This window comes from Vibrio sp. 2134-1 (genome assembly GCF_033339495.1).
Window position 1 is genome coordinate 18,016 of sequence record NZ_JAWOUS010000014.1, and the last position, 12,450, is coordinate 30,465.

Here is a 12,450-nt window from a genome sequence, read left to right on the forward strand (position 1 = left end):
GTTGGATGGCTTGTTGTATTGATGGCTCAAATGGTAGGACATCGGCGACAGTTTCAGTAATCGCCTTTGTAGGATGCAGTCCTACCATCGTCTAGGGGTGGGCTCTTTATGAGAGCTAGAAACGGTAACCAAGATTTAAGGTTACTGACTCTCGAGTTTCCCCTTTGTTATAGAGAAAGGTCAGGTTGTAGTTTTTGCCGATTTGCTTATTGAAACCAGTCAAAAACGCCCATTGATTAAGATCTACACCAATGTCGTAATCGAATTCGATATCACCACTTTTTACATGCCCGTCCATTCGAGCGTCCAGTCCTTGATATTCTGCTCCGACAAAAAACTGCGTGCGATAATCGACAAGTTGATAACCCAACATCGGCTGTACAGTAACAATACCATCGCCCCAATCATCTAAGCCCTTTAAGCGAGTTTGCGAATAGGTACCAGTGACAGAAGCAAAGAATTCTTTATAGCCAACCGAAAGGGTTGTACCTATACCACGAAGGTCATATTCCAAATGCAGCGGCACGTCTAGGCGTCCGCGACTACAAAGTGCAGATAAACCATCGCAAAACTTATCACCTAATCCTGGCAGTTTATCGTTCAGCTTATCTTTTATGTACTGGCCACCTTCACCCGTGTAGGCGGCATCAACATTGGCATCGACATTAACTTTTCCGATGTAACCAAATACATTCCAAAATGGCAGGATGTTTACATCGCCACGAAGCGTCATGCTCTCAGCACTCACGATGCCGACACTGTCTTCTGGATCAAACAGTTCATTAAGGCCGATGCCTTCAATCGTGAAATCATTAAATGGAATATTCATATCTTGATTTCGATACGCTAGCGACACACCAAACGGCAGAGGCAAATCGATACCTTGACGACGAACCATATCACCCATTAAAGGAAAAACTCGGTCTAGCTTAACACTGGCTTCTTGCATGCGTGGATCAGAGACCTCATTCAAGCGTTTTTCGTCTAGTACTTGCACGCCAAGCTTATCTTCATAAATCGCTACCGGTTTTACGCTGCTCATCATTTCGAGGGGTTTATTTTTCTTTGAACCAACTATCTTGGTGTTTTTACTGGCAATCGCAATTTTGCCTGACGCTAACTTCTGGAAGAGGATCTCTTGATCGTAAGAATCCACTTGGTAGTTGTGATGTGTGAACGGTTTATCGTTGGTAATGACCATACGTTTCGGTTCACCATTAACCAACTCAATATCAACGCTTAAAAAGCGAAAGTAGGCGATATCTTGAGGAAGACCGTATTTTGAGTAATTAAAACTGATGATCACATTACCATTCTGATCCTCTTTGGCTCTTACTGATGACGGATCAAAACTCTCCGCGTAGTTTCGAAGGCGGTATTCTGTTCGTGTGAAAGCTTCGATCTCATCAAGTACTTTTTCATTTTCATCGAGTTGTTCAGGGTTGTACTTGATACGCAGATCAATGTTGCCTTTGTTATCGGTGTTCTTAACCAAGTAGACGGACGAATCGCGAACGCTATCACCGATTTTAACACTTCGGTGGGCATGCTCGACCAAATGTTCGCCTTGAACTAGAGAGCTGATGGCCAGTTTTGGTAAATCATGACTGATACCGTATTTGTCGAACAGCGCTCGGCCTTGCTCGATTACTTCGTTGTAGGTCGTCGTCTCTTCAGCGGCGAAGCCAAAAGTGGGGGTAGTAAGCATTAGTGCGCTCGCGAGCACAGTAAGAGAAGACGTCTTGCCGGCGCGTAATTCAAAAAAACTCATGACAGTTTCCACTCTGAATAGTCTCAAACCTTCGAGACTCAGACAGTTAATGTGTCACTGAACTTCTTGTTCAGTTAGATAGATGTGTTTGCTGTGATTGACGTTGTGAATGCAGAGTTTTCGATTGCATTTCGTGAATCAATGAGAGGATTTTATGAGGTGAAGAGAAATACCGTTAATCGCTTTTGATGGATACTATCCTCGCTTTATGGATTACGGAGGAATAATGGCTAGCTCACAAACAAACAGCCCCGCATAGCAGAAGCAATGCAGGGCTTTAGTTTCAAGAACGGAGGTGACGCTTAGACCGTAACGCGAACACGAAACAGATCAGTAAACAACTTGGTAATCATCAAAATGATCATAATGTTTACCAGCATCAGCAAGGGCGTTTCAATTCGATACGCTGGGGTTAAATTGAGCGCTCCTGATGTCAAGACAACCAATAAGTTAATACCTAGAATTCTGTGTACCATCAGTTTTGGTGTGGAAAATACCTTCCAAATTACGATGATGTTGATGAAGTAGAATAGCCCAAGCTGCCAAAGCTCGGTCATCATTGGCATTATGAAAATGTATTGCAATAGAATCACCGTGCCAGTGCCTATCACACCAAAAAATGCATCTTTAATAATGCTTGGTGGCATAGTAGGAACGATTGAAGAGAACACGCCTGCTAGCATCGGAAAAATGAAACCTCCAGGTACGGGCAGATAAATCCAGATCAACAAAGAAGTGACGAACATGGAGACACCTTGCAGTACCTTTCTGCCGTCTTCATTCAAATGCTGGATAAACGTTCGATGCTCGTGATGCCAAACCGTGTTTTTCTCTCTTTGCATGACATAAGCAACGTGACCAATGAGCGACGTACTCGGATTTCTAATATCAAAGCTTTGAAGTTGCTGCGTTAGCGTTGGCCAATCGATCTCACGACTTTGCGATTTATCTGCTTGTTCTAGCAATCGGTCTTGGATTTGTGCCATCTCATTTAAACGTGCACGCCATAGCTGACGATGTTCTTTCAAGTGGTAGCTGCCAGTAAGTGGTAAGCCGACCAGTTGGAATAACTTTTCTATGTTGGCGCTGTTGGTCTCAAGAGCGTCAATATCTATATCATTGGGCGATTTCATAGCGTTAAGCATCGCCTCTCTGCTGGCCTCAAAACGTTGAATGAAGTTTTGTTCTGTACTGACTGGCCAAACTAATCGGTACACAACAGAAAACGTGATTACACCAAGAATCGTCTCTTGCATGCGAAGAACAGCGAAGTGGAACGTTGCTTGACTATCAAATCCTCCCATACATGCGATGATGGAGCACACAGCAAAGCCGATAGAGAACACATAACCATACTTTTCGTCGCTCGACATAAAAATGCACGCACCTAAAAACAAGGTGAAGAAGGTGAGAAACAAAAAGCGATCTTGAGAAAACGTCGTGATGAGGAAAAAGGCATAACCGATGCCAAGGAGGGTTCCTAATAAGCGATTATGACCTTTGTTTATTGAGTGAGCGAAGCTTTCATTTAATGCCATTACCGCGACTGCGATCGCTGCCCAATACGGTTTCTCCCATTGAAACCATAAGGCAAGGCAGATCGCGATAACGATAGACAGCGCAGCTTTGATTGCTTCTTTGGTTGAGGCATTAAACATACATTCCACCGCATTATTGTTTGATGATTTTGATAGAGGCCGTCATACCAACACGTAGTTGAAAATCTTTCGGTAAGTGATCTAATTTAACTTTAATTGGAATGCGTTGAGCTAAGCGTATCCACTGAAAGTTAGGGTTCACATTGGGCAAAAGATCGTTACCAGTACTACCATCTTGCTTCGCAATGCCGTAGCCAATGCTTTTGATTTTTCCTTCCAGCACAGCTTCATTGTGCATCATTAAGGTCACGTAGGCTTTATCTTGTGGATCAACGCCAACTAAATCCGTTTCTTTGAAATATCCTTCGATCCAAAAGCTGTCTTCATCAATCAAAGCCACGACTGGGGAGTTAGCGACGACTTGAGAGCCGACGCGTAAGTTCAAATTAGTGATATAACCATTCGTTGGCGCATAAACTTTTGTGTAATCAAGGTTTAGCTTGGCTTCTTCAACATTGGCTTTCGCGAGCTCTACGTTGGCAACGGCTGTCTCCACCGCATTGTCTAGGTTATTCAATGTCAGTACAGGTACAGCGCCAGGTGTGCGCTTTTCTAACTTAAGTGCTCGCTGCTCTTCATTTTTGGCCTTTGCTAGTAATGCAATGGCTTGCTTTTGAGCTGCTAGCGCTTTGTGGTACGCCGCTTTATAGATGCTTGGGTCAATCTCAAACAGCAAATCGCCTTGTTTCACTTGCGAATTGTCTTCAACGTAGACTTGGATGATTTGTCCTGTCACGCGGGGGGTTATAGAAACGATGTGCGCGCTAACTTGGCCATCTCTAGTCCATGGGTTGTCAGTGTATGATTGGTAGTAGCTGAAAATCACGGTGCCAGCGGAACACAGTAGTAGCAGTGTGATGAGATAACGTTTTATCACGGAATTTGCCTCAAAATATGGTAATGAATCGACCAATAACGCCAGTAAAAATCACAATTAGGCTTAGCTCAGCGAGCGCAGGAAATGCAACGTATTTGTGGAGTCCCAGTTTTGTTGCAACGGTTCCAACCAAAATGGTGAGCATGTAAGCCAATGCAATAACCAGCAACAAGGGAGGGAAGTAAACTTCGCCCCACACAAGTTCATGTGGCATTGAGTTCATGGTGTTTTTCTCTATTAACTTGATGAATGTAAAGATAAGGCAAGTGATGGCATCAGTGATAATCGCTTTTGTAGGATCTAATCCATCAAGAGAAAGGTGTCATGCGCTATATAGAGGGAATAGCGCAACAAAGTAGCTTTTTGGACAGTGAACATAAAAATAAATTTATTTTCCAATTTATTTGATGCTCATTTAATACCACTAAGTTATTAAATTTTCGACAATTATTGTTCAATGTTTGCTTTTGAATATGCGAAGTGATGGTTTCATCCTTCAAATGGGATTACGAGTTGTGAGGTTTTGTTTCTAATATTCGCTTCGAAGCAAACGAGATGCTTTTAAATTAAATAATCCAACAAATATGAGTGACAGATTATTCGTTAGATTATTTGAGTTTTATATTTATTAGTAAGAGTAAAATTGTCATGGAAATTATTTCTAACCTTTTTGACATGGCACCATTTGTTGCTCTCTTTATTACGCTCTCTCTCGGTTATATGGTAGGTAAAATTACCATTGGTCGATTTGTTCTTGGCGGTGTTGCCGGAACATTATTAATGGGTGTAATTATTGGGCAATTTGGTGTTCATATTGATCCCGGCGTAAAAAGCATTTTCTTTGCGCTCTTTATTTACGCTGTAGGGTATCAAGGTGGTGCGCAGTTCTTCAAAGCATTGAACTTTAGAACCATCAACATTCTACTTTCCGCTGTAGTGATGACGGTGTCTGGCCTGCTTTGTGTACTAGCAGCAGCTTGGATGTTCGATCTAGACAGAGGTACGGCAGCAGGCCTTGCAGCTGGTGGTTTGACTCAATCGGCAATCATCGGTACAGCGGGTGATGCGATCGCACGTCTTGGGGGTGTGACAGAAGAAGCTAAGCACCTAATGCAGACCAATGTCGCAGTAGGCTACGCAGTTACGTACATCTTTGGTTCGCTTGGTCCAATTCTGATGGTGACATGGGTATTCCCAACACTGATGAAGTGGGATATCCGAGCAGAAGCGATTGCTCTAGAAGAGAAAAATTCAAATGGTAAGCGTGATTTAGCGCCGGGTGAGTTCAACGCTGTCACAGCGCTGGTTACACGAGCATTTAAAGTGAGCAAAGATGGTGGGCTAGCAGGCAAAACCTTAGCTCAGTTAAACCAACACGCTCTGGCTGCTTGTATTGAATTGATTCAACGCGATGGCAAAGTGCTAGACGTGGACAAATTCACAGCCCTGAAAGAAGGGGATGTCATTGTCGTAACAGGTCGCCGTAATGCAGTGCATCAGCTGCAAGATGGTTTGGCTGACAATGAGATTGCACTTCCAGAAGGCTATGAAGTTATTGAAGAAAACCGTCAACTGATCGCAGACAACCGCAAACTGATTGGTAAGTCGCTGCAAGAAATTAAAGAGGCTTCGAACCAAGGCTCTATGCGCGGTATTTATGTGACGGATTACATTCGTGAAGGCAGCTCTATCGAAATGACGCCGGATCTTGTGGTGAAGAAAAACGACGTCATCCAGCTTACAGGTACCGCAAAAGACATCAATCGCGTTGAGAAAAACATTGGTCAGCGAATGGGCTCAGCAAACGTGACTGACTTAGTCGTGCTTGGTATGGGCATGGTGGTTGGCCTATTAATTGGTCTAATCAGTTTTAAGATTGCTGGTATTCCCGTCACTATCGGTTCTGGTGCAGGTTGTTTGATCTCAGGTTTGATTGTCGGTTGGTTGCGTAGCCGCAATCCGCATGTTGCTCAGTTTCCTATGGGTGCCGCGAACTTTATTCGAGATTTCGGTTTGGCAGCATTTGTGGGCATTGTTGGCCTTGAGGCTGGGCCTCAAGCGGTCGACACCATCAAAGAACACGGTATGTCTCTGTTGTTCCTTGGCATGGGTGTAACGATTATCCCTCAGATTATTTCGTTCTTCTTCTCATATTTTGTATTGAAGATTAAGAATCCAGTTGAAGCACTTGGCTGTGTTACAGGTGGACGAAGTGCAAACCCAGCATTTGCGGCTTTAATGGAAAAAACAGGTAATGCAACGCCAGTATTCTCATTCACCGTGACTTATGCAGTCGCCAATGTACTGCTCACCCTATGGGGTCCAATTATTGTCGGCATTATTACTTTAAACGCAGGCATGTAATTTAAATAAATTCGAACACTCTTATCGCCTAATTAAATAGGCGGTAGGGGAAGTATTATCCAAATTTTACTAAATAATAGATTCAGGTAAATATTATGACTACGCAAAACACAACAATTGATTTTTCAAAATTAGCAGATTTAAGCCCATTTGAATTAAAAGATAAACTAATTGAAGTGGCACAAACTGTTCCTGACCGCGCTTTATTAGATGCAGGTCGTGGTAATCCTAATTTTCTTGCGACACTACCGCGTAAAGCGTTCATTCGTTTGGGTGAGTTCGCAATATTGGAAGCCGAGCGCACTTACTCATACCTAGATGGTGGCTTCGGTGGCATTCCTGATGGTGTGGGCATTGTTGAGCGTTTCGACACGTTTGCAAACGACAATAAGAAAGACCAAGGCGTGCAGTTCTTGGAAAAGTCGTTGAGCTACGCAAAAGACCGTTTGGGTCTAGAGAAACAAGCTTTCTTGAATGAGCTGGTTAACGCATACCTTGCATGTAACTACCCAGTGCCACCACGTATGCTGACGAACATCGAAACCGTTGTGAAGCAATACATTGCAGAAGAGATGTACGGCCCAATGCCAATGACGACAGACTTCGATCTGTTTGCAACTGAAGGCGGTACGGCGTCTATGACGTACACCTTCCAAACTATGTTCAACAACGGTTTGTTGAAGAAAGGTGACAAGGTAGCGCTAATCACTCCAATCTTTACGCCGTACCTAGAGATCCCAGAACTGAGTGAATACGAACTGGAGATCGTTGAGCTACGTCTGGATGAGACAACATGGCAACTGCCGATGTCTGAAATCGAAAAGCTTGCAGATACAGGCATCAAACTGCTTTGTGTCGTGAACCCAGCAAACCCAGCGTCTGTGAAGTTCTCTGACGAAACTCTAGATAACCTATCAAACTTCGTAAACAACGAACGTAGCGACCTGTTCATCGTGACTGACGATGTATACGGCACATTTGCGGACGACTTTGTCTCACTGTTTGCGAAACTGCCATACAACACGCTTTGTGTGTACTCGTTCTCTAAGTACTTCGGTGCAACAGGCTGGCGTTTAGGCTCGATTGCAATTCAACACAACAACGTGTTTGACGATGCAATGCGCAGCCTTCCTGAAGCGCGTCAACTTGAGTTGGACGATCGTTACAAAACGCTGACTCCGGAACCTCGTGAGATTAAGTTTATTGACCGTATCGTAGCAGATAGCCGCAGCGTAGCGCTTAACCACACAGCAGGTTTGTCTCTTCCTCAACAAGTTCAAATGGCGCTGTTCTCTTTGAACTGCTTGATGGACTCGGAACAAAACTACAAAGAAGCATGTAAACGCATCATCCGCGAGCGTTACAAAACTCTGTACAAAAACATGGGTGTAGAAATTGAAGAAAACAAAGATCGTGTGGACTACTACACACTGCTTGAGCTCGACACTCTGGGCGGCAAATTGTACGGACCAGCCTTCGTTGAATGGTTCAAAGCGAGCGAGAAAGGCAAAGACTTCCTGTTCCGCCTTGCACATGAAACCGGCGTTATCCTACTTCCAGGCCAAGGCTTCGATGTAGTACACGCATCAGTTCGAGTTTCACTAGCAAACCTTACTCACCACGAATACGAGCTTATCGGTCGTGCAACACGCAAAGTGTTGGATGAGTACTTTGCTGAATTCCAAGGCTAATTAATCCAGCCTGATTAAGAATAAGTCTCGGCGTTGTCGAGGCTATTCCGACCAAATAAGCACAGTGCGCGATATTGTGTTTATTTAGTCGCCAAGCTAACAAACTTCTCAATTAAGAGTGACTTATGAAAAGCATTATTTCTATTCAATCTCATGTGGTTTATGGCCACGCAGGAAACAGTTCTGCCGTCTTCCCGATGCAGAGAATGGGCCTCGAAGTCTGGCCAATTCACACGGTTCAGTTTTCAAATCACACTCAGTACCAGCAAGGTTGGACTGGACAGAAGTTTGGGGCAGATGAAATTCATTCTCTAATGAGAGGCTTAGATAACATTGAGAAGTTAGGCGAATGTGGCGCGATACTGTCCGGTTATCAAGGCAGCGCAGAGCAATGTCGAGCGGTGGCCGAAGCGGTAAGTTTAGTCAAATCGCGTAACCATAGTGCACTGTATGTGTGTGACCCAGTTATGGGTGATCCAGACAAAGGTTGCATTGTGGCAGACGGTGTCAAAGAAGCGATAAGCCATAGCTTGTTGCCCATCGCTGATGTGATTGTTCCTAACCAGTTTGAACTGAGCGAGTTAACAGGTGTGAAAATTGACTCTCTTTATGATGCGGTCACTGCATGTAAAAAAGCCCTAGAGCTGGGACCGAAAATGGTATTGGTGAAACATCTGCATGCACTAACAGATGACGCCTTCAGTATGATTTTAGCCACGCCGAAAGCAAGCTATTTGGCCCAACGCCCTAGTGTTGAATTTGCTATGCAGCCAGTCGGTGTCGGTGATTTGATTTCTGCGATTTTTACTTCTTGTTTGGTGAAGAAGATGTCTCCTGTCGCAGCCTTTCGTCATACACATAACGCCGTTTACGGTGTATTGGAGATCACCAAAGGCTATGGCACATGGGAGCTACAGACGATCAATGCCCAATACGAATTTGTCGAACCGACGCATGAGTTCAACGTCGTGAAAATTGCTTAGCGCAGTACCTAATTAACGGAGAAGCGTAAAGTTAGCATATAGAAACTTGGCATAATTGCTTTGATGGATAGCATCCTACAATCGCGATTATGGGGTTTAGCCGTGCCTAGCTATAGTAACTCCACACAACGAAACGGACTTCATTTTGACCCAATTAACTTCAAACTGAGTCTCTGGTCATACGCCAGAGAACATTAAATGAGACTGATTATGAATCGTTTAATTTCCTCTGGTGTGACGGTTGTACTTTCGCTGCTGATAGTAGCTTGTAGTTCACCCCATACGCTGGATGTTCGTGTTTCTCAAAGCAACTATAAAGATGTCGAGATCGCGAGTTCGACACCAAATGAGCCACTTCGAATGTGGGCCAATGAAGCGCCGGATTTTCTCTACTCAGCGCACAATCAAACCACACCGATCAAAGTAGAGGGTGAACAGCTCAATATTTTGGCCTTATCGGGTGGTGGCGTAAACGGCGCATACGGGGCCGGCGTTTTGATGGGGCTACAGGAAAAGGGGGAGCTAAAAGATTATGCCATCATTACTGGAGTCAGTGCGGGTGCCCTAATCGCTCCTTTTGTTTTCATTGGCGGTGATGCGATGCCAAAGATGAAAGAAGTCATGCTCAACATCAATGATAAGAATATTTTGGGTAAGAAGAACTTCTTAAATACCCTGTTTAAGGACGCGTTTACCGATGGTGAGAACCTCTATGAATTCATCGCAGACGCTTACCCTGAGCCCATGATCGAGGCGATGGCGCAGCAACACCGCAATGGTAAACGCCTCTTTATTGGCAGTACCCATTTTGATTCAGGCGAACTGGTGATTTGGAATATTGGTGCGATTGCGAACAGTGATTTAGCAGACAAATCTGAACTTATTTACAAGGTGCTTGCTGCGAGCGCATCGATCCCTGGTGTTTTCCCTCCACAATTTATCGATGTTGAACATGATGGAGAAACACTTGAGGAGTTACACGTAGATGGCGGTCTCGCAGCGCAGGTGTTCTTTAATCCGTCTAACTTCAACTATCAACAAATCTCAGATGCTTTGGGGTTAGAAAAAGCGCCTCAGTTGGATGTGATTCGCAATGGTGCGTTAAAAGCGCCGTATCGTCCACTAAAAGACAAAGGTTTGGACTTGGTATCGAAAAGTGTCTCAAGCCTTACGCTAGCGCAAACTCGTGGTGATCTCTATCGAATGAAATACATCAGTGAAATCAACGATATCGAGATGCAGTTTACCTACATTGATCAAGATTTCAGATACGCCAAAGTAACGAAAGATATGTTCGATCACCGCTACTTGCTGACGATTTACGAATATGGATTCAAAAAAGCCACCCAAGGGCAACTTTGGGTAACTGAACTCCCTTAATACAGGAAAACGATACAATGAAAAAAGCCGTTCTTACACTCATGATGCTTACCGCTTCCGCGACTGCATTCGCCCAAAGTGGAGCCCATCTTGACCAGCAAAAAGTGGATAGTGATATGCAGCAACTGTCTGCAATCAAAGAAGAAGGTGCAGCCTTTATCATGATTGACGAGAACTCGAGTTACGTGGCGGTCGAGTTCGTGGGAAAGTGGGAAGAGATCAACAACTATGTGTCACACAAAGAAGCGAAACAACGTAAATTGGAAAAAGTGAACAAGCAGTTCGTGTACTCTCAGGCCGGTGAAACGTTGGAGTCACTTGAGCAAAAAGTCGTTGACCACATTTACGCTGATCAACCTAAATATTTCAGTGTCGATGTCTACCGCGATTACCATGGTGACTCAGGAGAATTCAACTATTTAGCTCGTGTCGTTGAGTACAACTAAGTTAGAGAAAACCTACTGAAGCTAGTAGGTTTTTTTGTGTCGTCGAGAAGGAATTCAAACGCAGATTGTTTCCGTTACCAAGTAGCAATTCTACGATCTTGTGGTAATTTAATTAGATAACTCTAAAAAGTAAGCACAACCTATGAATTTTAGTTTTGAACAACTTCTCGCGTTCGTAACCGTTTATGAACAGCTTTCGTTTAGTAAGGCGGCGGTCAAACTCAATAAGCACCGAACCACAATAGGGCAGGTGATTACCAATCTTGAAGATCAACTGGCGGTCAACCTGTTTGAGCGAGTGGGGCGCTCGGTAGAACCGACAGAAGATGGTCATCTTCTTTACCACTATGCTAAGCAAACCATCGAACAAGCACGTACTTTCGATAAAGTCGCATTAAGTCTAGCTTACGGTGGGTTAGAGAATGTTAGTATCGCCTATTCAAGCGCTATACCACACCGTTTTCTTGTATTGCTTCGTATTCAATTAGCAGCAGATTTTCCGATGATGCGAGTTAACTTTCTTGTTCGTAATCGCAACGAAATTAAAGAGGGTTTACAGAATGGTGATTATCAATTCGGTATTGTCAATGTGCATGATAGTCGAGCAATACATAGTCTGGATGCGACGTTTTTAGGTCATTTTGAATTTGTTCCTTTCGTCCAGAAAGGTGGTGAACTCGCTTCTATGGCACCAGATCGAGTATTGACAGCCTTGAGGAATAGTAAACAATTTGTACTGCGGTCTCTTATTGAAGAGGGAATGGGCGAAAAAGTCATCGTAAGTTCGAACCATGAAGAGGTCGACCAATTGGCCCTTGTAGTGAAAATGGTTGAAGCAGGTTTAGGATGGGCGATTCTCCCCAGAACGTTTGCCCATTCGGAGTTTTCTAATAATCATATAGAGCCAGTGGAAGCTTCTGAATTATTGGAAGGTTTTAAGTTTGGTTTTGGCCTATGGTGCCAACCCTCTAAGCAAGTTGGTGATGTAAAAAATTCAATCATGAAGGTCGTTACAGAATACCGAGAGAAAATAATCCGTGATATGACTTAGCGGCGACATGTATCCTGCTCATCCCTATCAACAACAAGACTCAATGTGAGTCTTGTTTTTTTGTGTCTGAAAAACGTTATCTTTCTAGCGAAGACTAATGTCTATTGGAAGGATATAACCCTCTATATGAGAGTATGGAGTCCATAGTTTTTGGCTTAATCTAATCTCGCTCAATGGGTAAGCCCAGAGCAAAAAGTGTTTTTACCATATGTCCGCTGCAAGGACGCAG

Annotated in this window: 10 protein-coding genes; 6 read left to right on the top strand and 4 right to left on the bottom strand. The window is 43.8% G+C overall.

All coding sequences use genetic code 11. The features are described 5' to 3' along the window. Positions 1 to 115: 115 nt before the first annotated feature. From R7R78_RS15710 to R7R78_RS15725, 4 genes are all read right to left on the bottom strand, one after another. Positions 116 to 1,771 carry a hypothetical protein gene (locus R7R78_RS15710; RefSeq protein WP_064354002.1) on the bottom strand — a complete coding sequence of 552 codons (1,656 nt, stop codon included), beginning with the start codon at positions 1,769 to 1,771 and terminating at the stop codon, positions 116 to 118. A gap of 302 nt (positions 1,772 to 2,073) precedes the next feature. Further along, positions 2,074 to 3,429, bottom strand: a complete 1,356-nt coding sequence (locus R7R78_RS15715; RefSeq protein WP_225473996.1) for an FUSC family protein — start codon at positions 3,427 to 3,429, stop codon at positions 2,074 to 2,076. A 13-nt stretch (positions 3,430 to 3,442) separates the two neighbouring features. Continuing rightward, positions 3,443 to 4,306, bottom strand: a complete 864-nt coding sequence (locus R7R78_RS15720; RefSeq protein ID WP_047009848.1) for an HlyD family secretion protein — start codon at positions 4,304 to 4,306, stop codon at positions 3,443 to 3,445. Between the two features lie 10 nt (positions 4,307 to 4,316). Then, positions 4,317 to 4,529: a DUF1656 domain-containing protein gene (locus R7R78_RS15725; protein WP_005377106.1), complete on the bottom strand. Its 213-nt coding sequence runs from the start codon at positions 4,527 to 4,529 to the stop codon at positions 4,317 to 4,319. Positions 4,530 to 4,954: 425 nt separating this feature from the next. Here R7R78_RS15725 and aspT point away from each other — a divergent pair, with 425 nt between their 5' ends. From aspT to R7R78_RS15755, 6 genes are all read left to right on the top strand, one after another. Next, complete coding sequence (gene aspT, locus R7R78_RS15730; protein ID WP_225473998.1) at positions 4,955 to 6,670, top strand: aspartate-alanine antiporter; 1,716 nt, start codon at positions 4,955 to 4,957, stop codon at positions 6,668 to 6,670. Between the two features lie 95 nt (positions 6,671 to 6,765). Continuing rightward, complete coding sequence (locus R7R78_RS15735) at positions 6,766 to 8,361, top strand: bifunctional aspartate transaminase/aspartate 4-decarboxylase (protein WP_225474000.1); 1,596 nt, start codon at positions 6,766 to 6,768, stop codon at positions 8,359 to 8,361. Between the two features lie 125 nt (positions 8,362 to 8,486). Beyond that, positions 8,487 to 9,344, top strand: coding sequence for a pyridoxal kinase PdxY (pdxY, locus tag R7R78_RS15740; protein WP_005377109.1), 858 nt, complete (start codon positions 8,487 to 8,489; stop codon positions 9,342 to 9,344). Positions 9,345 to 9,554: 210 nt separating this feature from the next. After that, positions 9,555 to 10,724, top strand: a complete 1,170-nt coding sequence (locus R7R78_RS15745; RefSeq protein WP_213899518.1) for a patatin-like phospholipase family protein — start codon at positions 9,555 to 9,557, stop codon at positions 10,722 to 10,724. 17 nt (positions 10,725 to 10,741) lie between these two features. Continuing rightward, positions 10,742 to 11,170: a hypothetical protein gene (locus tag R7R78_RS15750; protein WP_213899517.1), complete on the top strand. Its 429-nt coding sequence runs from the start codon at positions 10,742 to 10,744 to the stop codon at positions 11,168 to 11,170. Between the two features lie 142 nt (positions 11,171 to 11,312). Further along, on the top strand, positions 11,313 to 12,221 hold the full coding sequence (locus R7R78_RS15755) for a LysR family transcriptional regulator (protein ID WP_017634569.1): 909 nt from the start codon (positions 11,313 to 11,315) through the stop codon (positions 12,219 to 12,221). Positions 12,222 to 12,450 lie beyond the last annotated feature (229 nt).

Coding starts and splice junctions, on each gene's coding strand:
- R7R78_RS15725 (WP_005377106.1), bottom strand. CDS start 4,529: ATGAACTCAATGCCACATGAACTTGTGTGGGGCGAAGTTTACTTCCCT.
- R7R78_RS15710 (WP_064354002.1), bottom strand. CDS start 1,771: ATGAGTTTTTTTGAATTACGCGCCGGCAAGACGTCTTCTCTTACTGTG.
- R7R78_RS15715 (WP_225473996.1), bottom strand. CDS start 3,429: ATGTTTAATGCCTCAACCAAAGAAGCAATCAAAGCTGCGCTGTCTATC.
- R7R78_RS15745 (WP_213899518.1), top strand. CDS start 9,555: ATGAATCGTTTAATTTCCTCTGGTGTGACGGTTGTACTTTCGCTGCTG.
- R7R78_RS15750 (WP_213899517.1), top strand. CDS start 10,742: ATGAAAAAAGCCGTTCTTACACTCATGATGCTTACCGCTTCCGCGACT.
- pdxY (WP_005377109.1), top strand. CDS start 8,487: ATGAAAAGCATTATTTCTATTCAATCTCATGTGGTTTATGGCCACGCA.
- R7R78_RS15755 (WP_017634569.1), top strand. CDS start 11,313: ATGAATTTTAGTTTTGAACAACTTCTCGCGTTCGTAACCGTTTATGAA.
- R7R78_RS15735 (WP_225474000.1), top strand. CDS start 6,766: ATGACTACGCAAAACACAACAATTGATTTTTCAAAATTAGCAGATTTA.
- aspT (WP_225473998.1), top strand. CDS start 4,955: ATGGAAATTATTTCTAACCTTTTTGACATGGCACCATTTGTTGCTCTC.